15 protein-coding genes and 1 pseudogene are annotated in these 15,734 nt (G+C 70.7%); 7 read left to right on the plus strand and 9 right to left on the minus strand.

All coding sequences use genetic code 11. The features are described 5' to 3' along the window. Positions 1-286: 286 nt before the first annotated feature. From MAA44156_RS20985 to MAA44156_RS20995, 3 genes and pseudogenes are all read left to right on the plus strand, one after another. Positions 287-937, plus strand: coding sequence for a peptidase M50 (locus MAA44156_RS20985; RefSeq protein ID WP_065370866.1), 651 nt, complete (start codon positions 287-289; stop codon positions 935-937). A 9-nt stretch (positions 938-946) separates the two neighbouring features. Beyond that, a pseudogene (locus tag MAA44156_RS20990) lies at positions 947-1,728 on the plus strand (site-2 protease family protein). Between the two features lie 40 nt (positions 1,729-1,768). Beyond that, positions 1,769-2,665, plus strand: coding sequence for a cation diffusion facilitator family transporter (locus tag MAA44156_RS20995; protein WP_009979444.1), 897 nt, complete (start codon positions 1,769-1,771; stop codon positions 2,663-2,665). A 6-nt stretch (positions 2,666-2,671) separates the two neighbouring features. Here MAA44156_RS20995 and MAA44156_RS21000 read toward each other — a convergent pair whose 3' ends face one another. Continuing rightward, positions 2,672-3,085, minus strand: a complete 414-nt coding sequence (locus MAA44156_RS21000; RefSeq protein WP_003879249.1) for a DUF3151 domain-containing protein — start codon at positions 3,083-3,085, stop codon at positions 2,672-2,674. A gap of 123 nt (positions 3,086-3,208) precedes the next feature. On the opposite strand from MAA44156_RS21000, the gene MAA44156_RS21005 reads away from it, so the two are divergent. Both MAA44156_RS21005 and MAA44156_RS21010 read left to right on the plus strand, forming a co-directional pair. Then, entirely contained in the window at positions 3,209-4,090 is an 882-nt protein-coding gene (locus tag MAA44156_RS21005; protein ID WP_009979446.1) for an Rv0361 family membrane protein, read from the plus strand. 37 nt (positions 4,091-4,127) lie between these two features. Then, a complete protein-coding gene (locus MAA44156_RS21010) occupies positions 4,128-4,820 on the plus strand; it encodes a DedA family protein (protein ID WP_009979448.1) in 693 nt (230 codons plus the stop codon). Positions 4,821-4,827: 7 nt separating this feature from the next. On the opposite strand, the gene MAA44156_RS23700 is transcribed toward MAA44156_RS21010, so the two are convergent. The 8 genes from MAA44156_RS23700 to clpB all read right to left on the minus strand — a co-directional run bounded on the left by MAA44156_RS23700 (position 4,828) and on the right by clpB (position 13,894). After that, a complete protein-coding gene (locus MAA44156_RS23700) occupies positions 4,828-6,177 on the minus strand; it encodes a 3-oxoacid CoA-transferase (protein ID WP_009979449.1) in 1,350 nt (449 codons plus the stop codon). Beyond that, positions 6,174-7,313, minus strand: a complete 1,140-nt coding sequence (locus MAA44156_RS21020) for a glycoside hydrolase family 76 protein (RefSeq protein WP_062899416.1) — start codon at positions 7,311-7,313, stop codon at positions 6,174-6,176. Before MAA44156_RS21020 ends, MAA44156_RS23700 begins: the two co-directional genes overlap by 4 nt. A 112-nt stretch (positions 7,314-7,425) precedes the next feature. Continuing rightward, the gene (locus MAA44156_RS21025) at positions 7,426-8,070 is read right to left on the minus strand and encodes a TrmH family RNA methyltransferase (RefSeq protein ID WP_011726251.1); all 645 of its coding nucleotides are present in this window, start codon (positions 8,068-8,070) and stop codon (positions 7,426-7,428) included. Next, entirely contained in the window at positions 8,067-8,951 is an 885-nt protein-coding gene (locus MAA44156_RS21030; protein ID WP_371304208.1) for a hypothetical protein, read from the minus strand. The genes MAA44156_RS21025 and MAA44156_RS21030 overlap by 4 nt, the downstream gene beginning before the upstream one ends. A 27-nt stretch (positions 8,952-8,978) precedes the next feature. Beyond that, the gene (gene pyrE / locus MAA44156_RS21035; RefSeq protein ID WP_011726253.1) at positions 8,979-9,518 is read right to left on the minus strand and encodes an orotate phosphoribosyltransferase; all 540 of its coding nucleotides are present in this window, start codon (positions 9,516-9,518) and stop codon (positions 8,979-8,981) included. Further along, on the minus strand, positions 9,505-10,278 hold the full coding sequence (locus tag MAA44156_RS21040; protein ID WP_009979458.1) for an SDR family NAD(P)-dependent oxidoreductase: 774 nt from the start codon (positions 10,276-10,278) through the stop codon (positions 9,505-9,507). Before MAA44156_RS21040 ends, pyrE begins: the two co-directional genes overlap by 14 nt. A gap of 56 nt (positions 10,279-10,334) precedes the next feature. After that, positions 10,335-11,207, minus strand: a complete 873-nt coding sequence (gene ttfA, locus MAA44156_RS21045) for a trehalose monomycolate transport factor TtfA (RefSeq protein ID WP_003873856.1) — start codon at positions 11,205-11,207, stop codon at positions 10,335-10,337. Between the two features lie 140 nt (positions 11,208-11,347). Beyond that, on the minus strand, positions 11,348-13,894 hold the full coding sequence (gene clpB, locus MAA44156_RS21050; RefSeq protein WP_003873857.1) for an ATP-dependent chaperone ClpB: 2,547 nt from the start codon (positions 13,892-13,894) through the stop codon (positions 11,348-11,350). Positions 13,895-14,019: 125 nt separating this feature from the next. Between clpB and MAA44156_RS21055 the strand changes: the two genes are divergently transcribed. Beyond that, on the plus strand, positions 14,020-14,514 hold the full coding sequence (locus MAA44156_RS21055) for a DUF3060 domain-containing protein (RefSeq protein ID WP_029248627.1): 495 nt from the start codon (positions 14,020-14,022) through the stop codon (positions 14,512-14,514). A 32-nt stretch (positions 14,515-14,546) separates the two neighbouring features. Beyond that, the gene (locus MAA44156_RS21060; protein WP_009979468.1) at positions 14,547-15,728 is read left to right on the plus strand and encodes an FAD-binding oxidoreductase; all 1,182 of its coding nucleotides are present in this window, start codon (positions 14,547-14,549) and stop codon (positions 15,726-15,728) included. The last annotated feature ends 6 nt before the right edge of the window (positions 15,729-15,734 follow it).

The following is a 15,734-nucleotide window of genomic DNA, read 5'->3' on the forward strand; positions in this document are numbered from 1 at the left end:
CGGGACCGGCGCCCGACGCGGTCGGCGCGATCGACAAGATGGCGGTTGGTCGAGGAATGGTGGTGCTCCGTTCCGCTAAACCACTCGTGGCGGGATTCCGCGCAACGTCAGCCCTGTGGCAGGAGTAAAGTATCCGGTTGTTTCCCGGAAGCGTGGCAACAACTTTCGCAGTCCGACGCCATGTTGTGACCGTGTCGTTATGGTGCGCCCTTTCGGCGTCGCGGTTCATGTCCGCTCAGAGATGTTGGGAGACAAGGACATTGGATGTTCGCCGATTGGATGGGCTGTGACGCAACAGGATCGGGCCGCCGCGGTTCTTCAGTTCGGCCGGCGACGCGGCTACCGGCCGTTGCGCGGCATGCCCACCCATCGGGTCGCCGGTGACACCGATGTCGACGCCGCGATCGGCCCGTACCGGCGGCTGATCGTGCTCGGCGGCGACGCCGAGCTGGCATTGGTGCTGACCCGGCTGCTGCGCGCCGAGCGGCTGGACGTCGAGATGGCCTACGTGCCGCGCCGGCGCACCCGGGCCACCCGGAACTACCGGCTGCCCACCGGATTCCGGGCGGCGCGGCGGGCCGCGCGGGGTGCGGCGCGGCGGGTGCCGCTGATCCGCGACGAGACGGGCTCGGCGATCGTCGGGCGGGCCTGCTGGGCGGCGCCCGGCGGGCAGCGGTGGCTGCACGGCGAGGCCGTCGTCGACGACACCACGTTGTTCGACGGCGACGTCACCGCCGTGTGGATCGAGCCGACGGCGGCGATGCCGGGCCTGCGGGCGGCGGTCGCGGGCCGGCCGTGGCGGCGCTGGGTCACCGGCCGGGCGGCGCAGCTGGGCAGCACCGGGGCGACCGTGCTGCGCGACGGCGTGCCGGCCGACCGCCCCGCGCGGCGGTCGGCCTTCTACCGCAACATCGAGGGCTGGCTGCTGGTCCGCTAGTTTCGACCGGTGAGCTTCCGCGCCCCCCAACACGAGTCGGTGCGGCCCAGCCCGATCTTTCTGGCTCTGCTGGGGTTGACCGCGCTGGGCGGGGCGCTGGCCTGGCTGGCCGGATCCAGCCCGCGGCCGCTGGCCTACCTCGGCGTGTTCGTCTTCGTCATCGCCGGCTGGCTGGTGTCGCTGTGCCTGCACGAATTCGGGCACGCGGTGACCGCCTGGCGCTTCGGCGACCGGGACGCGGCGGTGCGCGGCTACTGACGCTGGACCCGCGCCGCTACAGCCATCCCGCGCTGTCGCTGGTGCTGCCGATGGTGATCATCGCGCTGGGCGGCATCGGTCTGCCCGGTGCGGCGGTCTACGTGCAGACCTGGTTCATGACCCCGGCCCGCCGCACCCTGGTCAGCCTGGCCGGCCCGGCGGCCAACCTGGTGCTGGCGGCGGTGCTGCTGGCGCTGACCCGGGCGTTCTTCACCGCCGACCACGCGGTGCTGTGGGCGGGCGTGGCCTTCCTGGGGTTCCTGCAGCTCACCGCGGTGCTGTTGAACCTGCTGCCGATCCCGGGGCTGGACGGCTACGACGCCCTGGAACCGCACCTGAGCCCCGAGACGCAGCGGGCGCTGGCGCCGGCCAAGCAGTGGGGGTTCTTCATCCTGCTGTTCCTGCTGTTGGCGCCGGGGCTCAACCGGTGGTTCTTCGGGATCGTCTACTGGCTGTTCGACTTCTCCGGCGTGCCGCACTGGCTGGCCGGCGCGGGCAACGTGCTGACCCGCTTCTGGAGCCGCTGGGTCTGACCCTTGCCATATATGCGTTGCCATGCATATATTTCCCGGCATGGGCGCCGGCCACAACCACACCCCCGCCGAGACGGGTGACGCCCGGCTGATCCCGCGGATGGTGATGGCCGCGGCGATCCTGGCGGCGTTCTTCGTCGTCGAGCTGGTCACCTCGTTGCTGATCAACTCGATCGCGCTGCTGGCCGACGCGGGCCACATGCTGACCGACGTCGTTGCGGTGTTCATGGGGCTGGTCGCCGTCACGCTGGCCCGCCGGGGCAGCTCGTCGCCGGCGCGCACCTACGGCTGGCACCGCGCCGAGGTGTTCACCGCCGTCGCCAACGCCGGGCTGCTGATCGGCGTCTCGGTGTTCATCCTCTACGAGGCGATCCAGCGGCTGCGCGAGGCTCCCGCCGTGCCGGGCGTGCCGATGATCGTGGTGGCACTGGCCGGGCTGGCCGCCAACTTCGTCGTCGCGCTGCTGCTGCGCTCGCACTCGTCGGGCAGCCTGGCCGTCAAGGGCGCCTACCTGGAGGTCATCGCCGACACCGTGGGCAGCCTGGGCGTGCTGATCGCCGGGGTGGTCACGGTGACCACGCGCTGGCCCTACGCCGACGTGGTGGTGGCCGTGCTGGTGGCGCTGTGGGTGCTGCCCCGGGCCATCTCGCTGGCCCGCGACGCACTGCGGATCCTGTCCGAATCCTCACCCACCCACATCGACGTCGAGGAGCTGCGCGCCGCGCTGGGCGCCGTCGACGGCGTGACCGGCGTGCACGACCTGCACGTGTGGACGCTGTCGCCGGGCAAGGACATGTGCACCGCGCACCTGATCAGCACCGGCGACTCCGCCCGGGTGCTGCGCGACGCCCGCGCCGTGCTCTCGGCCCGCGGGCTCGCCCACGCCACCGTGCAGATCGACTGCCCGGACGACACCGAGTGCTCCGACAGCTTCTGAAAAGCCTTACAGCCCAAGCTCTTTGCGTGCTGCGGGGTCGCAATCATCGAGCAGGTCCAGGCAGCGCAGGTACTCGTCGGTCTCGCCGATCGTGTCGGCCGCGCGGGCCAGCGCCGCCACGCAGCGCAGGAAGCCGCGGTTGGGTTCGTGCGAGTACGGCACCGGGCCGAAGCCCTTCCAGCCGTTGCGGCGCAGCTGGTCCAGGCCGCGGTGGTAGCCGGTGCGGGCGTAGGCATAGGCGGTGATGGCCCGGTCGTCGGCCAGCGCCTGCTCGGCGAGCGCCGCCCAGGCCACCGAGGCCGTCGGATGCGCGGCGGCGACGATGCCCGGGTTCTCCCCCGCGGCCAGTTCCGCCTCGGCGTCGGCATCTCCGGGCAGCAGGATCGGGTCGGGCCCCAGCAGATCTCCCATCGGCGTCATGGCTCTATTCTGCAGCTCACTCGTCTCGCCCGCGGGACGCACCTCTACCATCGCCCCGAGCGGGGTACTCGGTCGCTAAGCTCTGCAACTACCCCACTCGACAGCGGGAGGACAGTAGTACTCATGCCCAACCCACCCGAACCCGGCCGCGGCGGCCCGCCGAAACGGCCCGGGTTCGACCCACGCGCGTCTCGCGCGAGCGACGAGTGGACGCCCGAGACCGGCGAGGAGCCCGACGGCGGCTTCGACAGCAGCGAGGACGCCACCGAGAGCGTCCCGATGGTCCCGAGCGACGCCGAAACCGAGACCGTGGTGATCAACAAACCCGATCCGCCCAGCGGCCCGCAGGAGACGCCGGACGGCCCGCAGCGCGAACGCCGGTTCACCGCGCCGGGCTTCGACGCGAAGGAAACCACGATCATCGCCACCACACCGGAGCCGGCCACCGAGGCGTTCGTGCCGCCCGGGCAGGACAACACCACCCAGTTCGGGGTTCCGCCCAAAGCCGCTGTCCCACAATCGATTCCACCTCGGCTCGGCGGGAAGCTGCGCACCTCCCGGCAATTCAACTGGGGCTGGATACTGGCGCTGGTGGTGATCGTGCTGGCGCTGGCGGCGATCGCGATCCTGGGCACCGTGCTGCTCACCCGCGGCAGGCACACCAACGTCTCGCAGGAGGATCAGGTCCGGCACACCATCGGCAACTTCGACGCGGCCATCCAGCGCGGTGACCTGACCACGCTGCGCAGCATCACCTGCGGCACCACCCGCGACGGCTACGCCGACTACGACGAACACGCCTGGGCGGAGACCTATCGCCGGGTCTCGGCGGCCAAGCAGTACCCGGTGATCGCCAGCATCGACCAGGTGGTGGTCAACGGCCAGCACGCCGAGGCGAACGTCACCACCTTCATGGCCTACGACCCGCAGGTGCGCTCCACCCGCAGCCTGGACCTGCAGTACCGCGACGACCAGTGGAAGATCTGCCAGTCCGCCAGCGGATAGCCATGATTGCCGGTGCGACCGGTATGTTTGAGGCATCATGAGCACCGCCGTGACGGCCCTGCCCGACATCCTCGACCCGATGTATTGGTTGGGCGCCGACGGCGTCTTCGGCTCCGCGGTGCTGCCCGGCATCCTGGTCATCGTCTTCATCGAGACCGGCCTGCTGTTCCCGCTGCTGCCCGGAGAGTCGCTGCTGTTCACCGGCGGGCTGCTGGCCGCGCACCCCAACCCGCCGGCCAGCATCTGGGTGCTGGCCCCGGCCGTCGCCATCGTCGCGGTGCTGGGCGATCAGACCGGGTACTTCATCGGGCGCCGGATCGGGCCGGCGCTGTTCAAGAAGGAAGATTCCCGGTTCTTCAAGAAGCACTACGTGACCGAGTCGCACGCCTTCTTCGAGAAGTACGGGTCCTGGGCGGTCATCCTGGCCCGGTTCGCGCCGTTCGTGCGCACCTTCGTCCCGGTCATCGCCGGGGTGTCCTACATGCGCTATCCCGTGTTCCTGGGTTTCGACATCGTCGGCGGCATCGCCTGGGGTGGCGGCGCGACGCTGGCCGGCTACTTCCTGGGCAACGTGCCGTTCGTGCACCACAACCTGGAGAAGATCATCCTGGGCATCCTGGTCGTCTCGCTGATGCCGGCGTTCGTCGCCGCCTGGCGGGGCTATCGGGGGCGGCGACGCCCCGCGCGCACGCCCGAGCGGGAATCCGAGCGGCTGCCGGCGTCCGAGTAGCCGGGCTTTAGAGCGCGACGGTGAAGTCGCAGCCGGTCTTGGCGCGCACCTCCTCGACCGTCACCCCCGGATGCAGCTCGGTGAGCAGCAGCCCCCGGCCCGGCTCGACGTCGAAGACGCACAGGTTGGTGATGATCATGTCGACCACGCCCTTGCCGGTCAGCGGCAACGTGCACTGCTCGAGGACCTTCGGGCTGCCGTCCTTGGCGGTGTGGTCCATCAGCACGATCACCCGCTTCACACCGGACACCAAATCCATTGCGCCGCCGGGCCCTTTGACCATCTTGCCGGGCACCATCCAGTTGGCCAGGTCCCCGTTGGAGGCGACCTCCAATGCGCCCAGGATGGACAGGTCGATGTGGCCGCCGCGGATCATCGCGAAGGAATCGGCGCTGGAGAAGAAGCTGGACCCGGGCAGGCTGGTGATGGTCTGCTTGCCCGCGTTGATGAGGTCGGGGTCGACGGTGTCCTCGCTGGGATAGGCGCCGATGCCCAGCAGGCCGTTCTCCGATTGCAGCGTGACCTGGATATCGTCCGGGATGAAGTTGGCCACCAGGGTCGGGATGCCGATGCCCAGGTTGACGTAGTAGCCGTCGCGCAGTTCCTTGGCGGCGCGCTGGGCCATCCGCTCGCGGATCGGGCTGTCGTTCTTCAGCGCGGCGCCGCCGCTGGTGGTGCGGAACTCGATGCGCTTCTCGTAGCCGATGCCCTGGATGATGCGGTCCACGTAGATGCCGGGGGTGTGGATCAGGTCGGGGTCCAGATCGCCGACCTCGACCAGCTCCTCGACCTCGGCCACCGTCACCGCGGCGCAGGTGGCGATCATCGGGTTGAAGTTGCGCGCGGTCTTGCGGTAGACGAGGTTGCCGGCCTTGTCGCCCTTCCACGCCTTGACGATCGCCAGGTCGGCCCGAATGCCTTCTTCCAGTACGTATTCGACGCCGTCGAAGACCCGGGTGTCCTTGCCCTCGGCCAGCGTGGTGCCGTAGCCGGTGCGGGTGTAGAAGCCGGGAATGCCCGCGCCGCCGGCGCGCAGCTTCTCGGCCAGCGTGCCCTGCGGGGTGAGCACCAGGTCCAGCTCGCCGGAGAGCACCTGGCGCTCGAACTCCTTGTTCTCTCCGACGTAGGAGGCGATCACCTTCTTCACCTGCCGGCCCTTGAGCAGCAGCCCCATCCCGAAATCGTCTACGCCGGCGTTGTTTCCGACGATGGTGAGGTCCTTGATGCCGCTGTCCACCAGCGCCTGGATCAGCTTCTCCGGGATGCCACACAGACCGAAACCGCCGGCGGCGACGGTGATGCCGTCCTTCAGCAGGCCGTGCAGAGCCGATTCCGCGTCGGGGTGGACTTTACTCACAGGGCGCTCCTGTTCTCGTGCGACGATTCGGCGGAGACGTTACAGGCGGCCTCCATGAGCATCCACCCCGACAGCTGCACCGACAGGTCCCGCTCGGCGATCTCGGATGCCGTCACCGCGCCCTCGACGAACTCCGCCTGTTTGCCGCCGGCCGTGGGTAACTGGGCGTCGCGGTCCCAGAACGGGCCGAACACCGGCAGCCCGTCCACGGTTTGCCGGTAGTCCCAGGCCGACTTCGCGCTAGCCAGCACGATCCGCCGGGCGGTGTCGCGGGCCGCGACGTCCTCGGCGGCAGACCCCGGCAGCGTGGTGGCGACCAGCGCCAGGTAGCGGGCCGTGACACCGGCGAACAGCCCGCCGTCGCCGCCGCCGGCGCCGGCCAGCACGCCCGCCGGCGCCATGTGTTCGGCCACGGCCGCGACCAGCCGGCGCACCCGCGCGGCGTGCCGCTGCCGGGCCGGCCCGTCGGTGCGCGCGGCCAGCTCGGTCTCCAGCCCCAGCACCACGCCCTGGCAGTAGGTGTACTGGGCGCGCACCAGCGAACCGGCCTTGATGCCGTCGAACACCAGGTGCGTCTCGGGGTCGATCAGGGTCTCGTCGATCCAATTCGCCATCTGCTCAGCGCGTTTCAGGTGATCGCCGTAGCGGGCCAGGAAGATCCCCGCGGGGCCGTTGGCGGGCGCGTTGAAGAACTGGTCGGACTTGCGCCACGGGATGCCGCCGCCGTCCTCGGGCACCCAGGCGCGGAGGAACTGGTTCGCGAGCTTGGGCAGGGCCTTTCGCCGGTGCACGCCGGCGATGCGGGCGGCGCGTTCCAGCGCCAGCGCCAGCCAGGCCATGTCGTCGTAGTAGCTGTTGGTCCAGGAGAGGTTGTTGCGCAGCCGGTGCGAGCGGACCTGCCGGTTGATCCGGGCCCGCCGCTGCGGCTGCGGGTCGCGCTGCTGCGCGTCGACGAGGCAGTCCAGCAGATGCGCCTGCCACCAGTAGTGCCAGGTGCCGAACCATCGGTCGCGCCGGGTCGGCGGCCAGGCCACCACGCCGAGCTGGGTGGCGGGCAGTCCCCACAGCCGCCTCAGGTGTCGTTGCGTGACAGCGGCTTCGCAGCTGGCCGCCCGATTGGCCCAGAGCTGATCCATACCTGCCGATCCTGCCTCACGCCCGGCCGCCCAGCGGCGTCGAGTGTGCATCGTTGGCGACGACACGCCGGCCGGGGCCGCCGTGAGTACACACTCGACGGGTGCGCCGGCTTCACCAGGCGCGGGACAGGTCGGCGTGCTGCTGGATCCAGGCGTGCATCGCGATGCCGGCGGCGACGCCGGCGTTGATGCTGCGCGTCGAGCCGAACTGGGCGATCGACACCGTCAGCGTGGCGCCGGTGCGGGTGTCGTCGGTGATGCCCGGGCCCTCCTGACCGAACACCAGCAGGCACTCGCGCGGCAGCGTGGTCTCTTCCAGCCGCGCCGCGCCCGGGACGTTGTCGACGGCGACGACGGTCAACCCCGCGGTGGCCGCGAAGTCGAGCAGCTCGGCGGTGCTGTCGTGGTGGCACAGCCGCTGATAGCGGTCGGTCACCATGGCGCCGCGGCGATTCCACCGCCGCCGCCCCACGATGTGCACGGTGTGCACGGCGAAGGCGTTCGCGGTGCGCACCACCGAGCCGATGTTGGCGTCGTGGCCGAAGTTCTCGATCGCCACGTGCAGCGGATGGCGGCGCCGGTCGATGTCGGCGATGATCGCCTCGCGGGTCCAGTACCGGTAGGCGTCGACGACGTTGCGAGTGTCGCCGTCGCGCAACAGGATCGGGTCATAGCGCGGGTCGTCGGGAAGCTCGCCGCGCCACGGCCCCACCCCGGCGGCCGGCGTTCCCCATTCAGTGGGCCCCGGTTCGCTCATCGCTGCGTCCACACCCCGGCGTGGGTGCCGTCGATGGCCAGCGTCGCATACAGCAGCGCGTCGTTGATCTCGCCCTGCGTGCACAGCGACGCGTTCACGTGCACCGCGTCCAGCGAGGCGTCGGGCAGGATCAGCACCGACGACCCGTAAGCCGCGCAGGCCGGGTTCAGGCCCCGGCCGGGCAGCGTCGGCGAGGCCAGCAGCATCATCGGGCCGCCGCGCTGGACCGACTCGTCGCGATAGCGGGCCGCCACGGCGGTGGCCTCCAACCCCAGCAGCATGTAGCCGTTGCCGGTGAACGCCCCCGGATCGCCGAGCTGCGCCTTGGTCACCGGCGTGCCGTCGGCCCGCCACGCGGACAGGCTGGCCGTCTTGACCGCCAGGCCGCCGCTGTCGTTGGGGTTCGTCGGCAGCAGTCCCACCGGGAAGGCGACCGGGTAGGCCGACGAGCTGTTGGGGATGCGGTCGCGCGGCGAGTAGCCGTAGACGCCGCGGACCTGACTGCGATCCTTCAGCGGCCCAAGGCAAACCGTGCCGGTGAGCCGGTCGGGCGGCGCGGACAGCGGCGCGGGGACGTCACGCAGGCTGGTCGTCGTGCTGTCGCAGCTGCCCAGGCCGGCCGCCTCCATCGGGTGGGCCAGGGCGCCGTACAGCCCGAACCGGATGTCCTCGGGTTTGGCGTGCGGGCCCTTGGCCGAGGCCGGGCTGGCGTCGACGTCGACCAGGACGTAGTCGCCGTCCCAGCGCAGGTTGGACAGCGACATGTTCCAGCCCAGCAGCGCCAGCGCTTCGCCGAGCCGCGCGCCCTGGGCGCCGTACGGGCGCGCCGCGGGGTGGGGGTTCGAGCAGGCCGTCACGCAGGCCAGCAGGCAGGCAACTATCGCGAGAAGCCTTGCACAGCAATGCAATTAGCCCAGCCCCAGATCGGCGAGACCGAGCACGCTGCGGTAGGGCAGCCCCTCGGCCTCGATGGCCTCGGCGGCGCCGGTGGCGCGGTCCACCACGGTGGCCACCCCCAGCACCTGACCGCCGGCCTGCTGGACGGCGCGCACCGCGGTGAGCGCCGAGTTGCCGGTGGTGCTGGTGTCCTCGACCACCAGCACCCGCTTGCCCGCGACCTCCGAGCCTTCGATAAGGCGTTGCAGCCCATGGGTTTTCGCTGACTTGCGGACAACGAAGGCGTCGATCGGGCGGCCCGGCGCGTGCATGATGGCGGTGGCCACCGGGTCGGCGCCCAGGGTCAGGCCGCCGACCACCGCGTAGTCCCAGTCGCTGGTCAGCTCGCGCATGAGCCTGCCGATCAACGCCGAGGCGCGATGATGCAGGGTGGCCCGGCGCAGGTCGACGTAGTAGTCGGCCTCCTTGCCCGACGACAGCGTCACCCGCCCGTGCACCACCGACAGCCGGCGCACCAGCTCGGCCAGCTCCTCGAGCTCAGGTTCGGCCACGGCCACCACCGACTCGTTTGGTGATCGCCCGCATCAGGGTGCGCGGGATCAGCCGCTCGACGGCGACGATCGCCTTGTACTGCAAGCCCGGAATGCTGATCACCTTGCCGCGGGCGATGTCGGCCAGACTCTGATCGACCACGTCGTCGACCTGCAGCCACAGAAACGACGGCGACTTGGACATGTCGATCCCGGCGCGCGCGTGGAACTCGGTGCGCACGTAGCCCGGGCACACCGCGTGCACGGAGACGCCGGTGCCCTGCAGCCCGACGGACAGGCCCTCACTGAACGAGATCACCCACGCCTTGGACGCCGAGTACGTCGACCCCCGCCCCGGCAGCAACCCGGCGATGCTGGCGATGTTGATGACGGTCCCGGCGCCGGCGTCGAGCATGGCCGGCAGCGCCGCCCGGGTGAGATGCATGACGGCGGTGACGTTGACGTCGAGCTGGGACTGCAGCAGCGCAGGGTCGGTGTGCCAGAAGTCGCCGGAGCTGGCGAAGCCGGCGTTGTTGACGAGCACCCGCACTCCGCCGGCCAGGCGCTCACCGACCCGTTGCCGGTCGACGGCATCGCCCAGGTCGGCGGGCAGGATCTCGATGTTGCCCGCCCGGTCGCGCAGTTCGCCGGCCAGCGCGGTCAGCCGGTCCACGTCGCGGGCGACCAGCACCAGGTCGTAGCCGTCGCTCGCGTAGCGCCGCGCGTATCCGGCGCCGATCCCGGAGGTCGGCCCGGTGATCAGGGCGACGGGGCGAGGCATGAGCGACATCTTAATGACGGCGGGGCGCCCGGCCTCGCGGACGCCCGGGGCCGCCGTCAGCGCTGATAGTTGGTGGCCTGATGGCCGTTACGCCCACCCGGGGGTGGGCGGCGCAGCGTGTCCGGGCGCGCCTCGGGCCGCGGCTGGTCGCGGCGCACCGGCTCGGCGGCGCGGCGGCCGGGCTGGACGTCCGGGCCGAGCAGCCCGGCCACGTCCTGCTGCGCGCGGCGCGGCGGCAGCTCCGCGCGGCCGGCGGGGGCCAGCGGGCGGCTGGGCGAGGAGTTGCGCGGCGCGGCCGGCGCCTCCTGCGGAGTCTCCTCCGGCAGCGGCGGCAGCACCCGCAGCAGGTCGTTGAACTGGCGCACGGTGCGCAGCCCCTCGTCCCACTGGGTGCGGGTGCTGGTGATCGGCATGGCCACCAGCGTCCAGTTCTGCTCGTTCCACATGATCTCGGCGCAGTCGGGCGCGGTGTGGGCGAACGTCACCATGCGCCGGTCGCAGGCCCGCCGCGCCGCGTCCAGGTTGGTCGAGTAGACCATCCGCGGCCCGATCGCGCCCAACAGCCAAATGTCGCTCTCCCGAGGCTCTTTGAGCCCCTTGAGGCGCAGGTCGACGACGACGTTGGTGCCGACCTTGCGGTGCAGCGCGATCACCGTGGCGACTTCTTCGAGGTCGAAGATGTAGACCGCCTCGCCGCGGATCTGACCGAGCACGACGTTCTGGGCGGCCACATCGCCCACCGTCGACATCACCCCGCGCTTCCAGCGTTTGAGGATGTCGGTCGATTCACGCTCGTAGTCGAACCCGTGCGACCGCGCCCACGACTTGCGGCGCCTGCTGCGCCCGCGCCGCCGGTCGATGTCGACGTACAGCAGCACGCCCGCACCGACAAAGCACAGTGCGGACAGCGTGAACCAGAGGGGGACCATCCAAAACAGCGTATCTGCTATTGGGCGGGAACACAGAAGGCGACCAGGTCACAACAAAATCACTAAATGCGCCGAACGTCGACTTGTTGGGCGATTTCGAGGGAAATCCCCGCAACAAGTCGACGTTCGAGCCAGACCGACTAGCCCAGGATCAGCGAGTCGCCGTCCGGGCTGACGTTGACCGGGACGGTGTCGCCGTCGTGCACCTGACCGGCCAGCAACTGCTTGGCCAGCTGGTCGCCGATGGCCTGCTGCACCAGCCGGCGCAGCGGCCGGGCGCCGTAGACCGGGTCGAAGCCGCGGTGGGCCAGCCACTGTTTGGCCGGCAGCGACACCTCCAGCGTGAGCCGGCGCTGCGCCAGCCGCTTCTGCAGCTGGGCCAGCTGGATGTCGACGATCTGCACCAGCTCGCCGGGCTCGAGGCCGTGGAAGATGATGACGTCGTCGAGCCGGTTGATGAACTCGGGCTTGAACGCCGAGCGCACCGCGGCCATCACCTGCTCCTCGCTGCCACCCGACCCCAGGTTGGAGGTCAGGATCAGGATGGTGTTGCGGAAGTCGACGGTGCGGCCCTGCCCGTCGGTGAGCCGGCCCTCGTCGAGCACCTGCAGCAGCACGTCGAACACGTCCGGGTGCGCCTTCTCGATCTCGTCGAACAGGATCACCGTGTAGGGACGCCGGCGCACCGCCTCGGTCAGCTGACCGCCCTGGTCGTAGCCGATGTAGCCCGGCGGCGCGCCGACCAGGCGGGCCACCGAGTGCTTCTCGCCGTATTCGCTCATGTCGATGCGGACCATCGCCCGCTCGTCGTCGAACAGGAAGTCGGCCAGCGCCTTGGCCAGCTCGGTCTTACCGACACCGGTGGGTCCCAGGAACATGAACGACCCGGTCGGCCGGTTCGGGTCGGCCACGCCGGCCCGGGCGCGCCGCACCGCGTCGGACACCGCCTGCACGGCCCGCTTCTGCCCGACGACGCGCTTGCCCAGCTCGTCCTCCATGCGCAGCAGCTTCGCGGTCTCGCCCTCGAGCATCCGCCCGGCCGGGATCCCGGTCCACGCCGACACCACCTCGGCGATGTCGTCGGGCCCGACCTCCTCCTTGAGCATCACGTTCTCGCGGGCCTCGGCCTGGGGCAGCGCGGCCTCGAGCTTCTTCTCCACCTCCGGGATCCGGCCGTAGCGCAGCTCGGCGGCCTTGGCCAGGTCGCCGTCGCGCTCGGCGCGGTCGGACTCGCCGCGCAGCGTTTCCAGCTGCTCCTTGAGCTCGCGGACGACGTCGATGGCGTTCTTCTCGTTCTGCCAGCGGGTGGTCAGTTCGGCCAGCTTTTCCTTCTGGTCGGCCAGCTCGGAGCGCAGTTTCTCCAGCCGCTCCTTGGACGCCTCGTCCTCCTCCTTGGCCAGGGCCATCTCCTCGATCTCGAGGCGGCGCACCAGCCGCTCGACCTCGTCGATCTCGACGGGCCGCGAGTCGATCTCCATCTTCAGCCGGCTGGCGGCCTCGTCGACCAGGTCGATGGCCTTGTCGGGCAGGAAGCGGGCGGTGATGTAGCGGTCCGACAGCGTGGCGGCGGCGACCAGCGCGGAGTCGGTGATGCGCACCCCGTGGTGCACCTCGTAGCGGTCCTTGAGCCCGCGCAGGATGCCGACGGTGTCCTCCACCGACGGCTCGCCGACGAACACCTGCTGGAAGCGTCGCTCCAGCGCGGCGTCCTTCTCGATGTATTTGCGGTACTCGTCGAGCGTGGTGGCGCCGACCAGGCGCAGCTCGCCGCGGGCCAGCATCGGCTTGATCATGTTGCCGGCGTCCATCGCGCCCTCGCCGGTCGCGCCGGCGCCGACGATGGTGTGCAGCTCGTCGATGAACGTGATGATCTGCCCGGCGGAGTTCTTGATGTCGTCGAGGACGGCCTTGAGCCGCTCCTCGAACTCGCCGCGGTATTTGGCGCCGGCCACCATCGAGCCGAGGTCCAGCGCGATGACGGTCTTGTCGCGCAGGCTTTCCGGCACGTCGCCGGCCACGATGCGCTGGGCCAGGCCCTCCACGATCGCGGTCTTGCCGACGCCGGGCTCACCGATGAGCACCGGGTTGTTCTTGGTGCGACGGGAGAGCACCTGCACGACGCGGCGGATCTCGTTGTCACGGCCGATGACCGGGTCGAGCTTGCCCTCGCGGGCCCGCGCGGTGAGGTCGGTGGAGTACTTCTCCAGCGCCTGGTAGGTCGCCTCGGGGTCGGGGCTGGTGACCCGGGCGCTGCCGCGCACCTTGACGAAGGCCTCCCGCAGGGCCTGCGGGGACGCGCCGTGCCCGGTGAGCAGCTTGGCGACGTCGGAGTCGCCGGTGGCCAGGCCCACCATCAGGTGTTCGGTGGAGACGTATTCGTCGTCCAGCTCGGTGGCCAGGTGCTGGGCGGTGGTGATGGCGGCCAGCGACTCGCGGGACAGCTGCGGTTGCGAACTGGCGCCGCTGGCCTGCGGCAGCCGGGCCAGCATGCGCTCGGCCTCGGCGCGAATGGTGGCGGGCTCGACACCCACGGCCTCCAATAACGGCGCGGCGATCCCGTCCGCCTGCGTCAGCAGGGCCATCAGCAGGTGGGCGGGCCGGATCTCGGGGTTGCCGGCGGCCGAGGCCGCCTGCAGCGCCGCGGTCAACGCCGCTTGCGTCTTGGTGGTCGGGTTGAAAGAGTCCACGACGACCTCCGTTCGGGTAGTGGCAAAAATGCTTGTCGGGTTGTTCAACGCCGTCAAGGTTGAGTCTGTTCCGCTCAACTCTATCGAGTTTTGGGCGACCCGGCGTACGGGGTACCCGGAGAGTGATGACGCAGACGACACAACCCCAGATGCGCACCCAGGTGCGGGCCGATATCCCAGACTCCGAGCGCGCTCCCGCGCGGGCGCGCCGCGACGGCAAACGGGTGGCCCGGGTGCGGGCGGGGGCGGTGTGCTGGCTGGCGATCGCGGTCTGCTGTGTGGCCGCGGCCGGGCTGGCGGCGACCGGCGCGCGCACCGGCCTCGGCGGCGACAGCCGGGCGCCGGTCGTGCCGGAAGCCGGGACGTTGCAGGTCAGCGGCGCCGGCACCACGAAGTCGCTGCCCTGCCATGCCGGCTACCTCTCGGTGAGCGGAAAAGACAACACGGTCACCCTGACCGGGCACTGCACCAGCGTCAGCGTCTCGGGCAACGGCAACCGCATCGCGGTCGACAGCAGCGACGCCGTGAGCGCCGCGGGCGCCGGCAATGTCGTTGTGTACCACTGGGGTTCACCCAAGGTCGTCAACGCCGGCTCCGGCAACGTCGTTCGACAGGGCTGAGCCGGCGGCCCGCGAGCCTAGAATCGGGCCCCGTGAGCCTCGAGGACGCCGACGCGCTGCGGGTGCTGCGCGACGCCTTCGCGCCCTGCGATGCGGGCCGCCCGGGCGATTCCGGTGATCTGGTGCACCGCTTCTATACGCATTGGTTCGCCCTCGACCCCTCGGTGCGCGATCTGTTCCCGCCCGAAATGGGCGCCCAGCGCGTGGCTTTCGGCCACGCGCTGCACTGGGTGTACGGCGAGCTGGTGGCGCGGCGGGCGCAGGAACCGGTGGCGTTTCTGGCCCAGCTCGGGCGGGATCATCGCAAATACGGTGTGCTGCCCCGGCATTACCAAACGCTCGGTCGCGCGCTGCTGGCCACGCTGCGCTCGCATCTGGACGCGGCCTGGACCGACGCCGTCGAGGACGCGGCCCGCACGTCGCTCAACCTGATCACCGGGGTGATGAGCGGGGCCGCGGACGCCGACGAGGGGCCGGCCTGGTGGGACGGCACCGTCATCGGGCACCTGCGGGTGTCCCGGGATCTGGCGGTGGTCCGGCTGCGGCTCGATCAGCCGATGCCCTATCACCCCGGCCAGTACGTCAACGTCCAGGTGCCGCAATGCCCGCGCCGCTGGCGGTATCTGAGCCCGGCCATTCCGGCCGACCCGGGCTGCGGGATCGAGTTTCACGTCCGCCTGGTCCCCGGCGGCCTGGTCAGCACCGCGATCGTCAACGAAACCCGGCCCGGCGACCGCTGGCGGCTGTCCAGTCCGCACGGCGGCCTGCGGGTCGACCGCGACGGCGGCGACGTGTTGATGGTCGCCGGCAGCACCGGCCTGGCGCCGCTGCGGGCGCTGATCATGGACCTGTCCCGGTTTGCGGTGAACCCGCGGGTGCACCTGTTCTTCGGTGCGCGCTACCGCTGCGAGCTCTACGACCTGCCGACCTTGTGGCAGATCGCATCCCACAATCCGTGGCTGTCGGTGTCGCCGGTGTCGGAGTACCGGGCCGACCCGCCGTGGGCCGCCGACTATCCCGACGTCACACCGCCGCGGGGGCTGCACGTGCACCAGACCGGACGGCTGCCCGAGGTGGTGACCAAGTACGGGGGCTGGGGCGACCGGCAGATCCTGATCTGCGGCGGGCCCAGGATGGTCGCCGCCACCAAGGCCGCGCTGATCGCCAAAGGCGCTGCGGCCCAACGTATTCAGCACGACCCCTTGTCGAGGTGAGCTAGC

The organism is Mycobacterium avium subsp. avium, from assembly GCF_009741445.1.
GTDB lineage: Bacteria > Actinomycetota > Actinomycetes > Mycobacteriales > Mycobacteriaceae > Mycobacterium > Mycobacterium avium.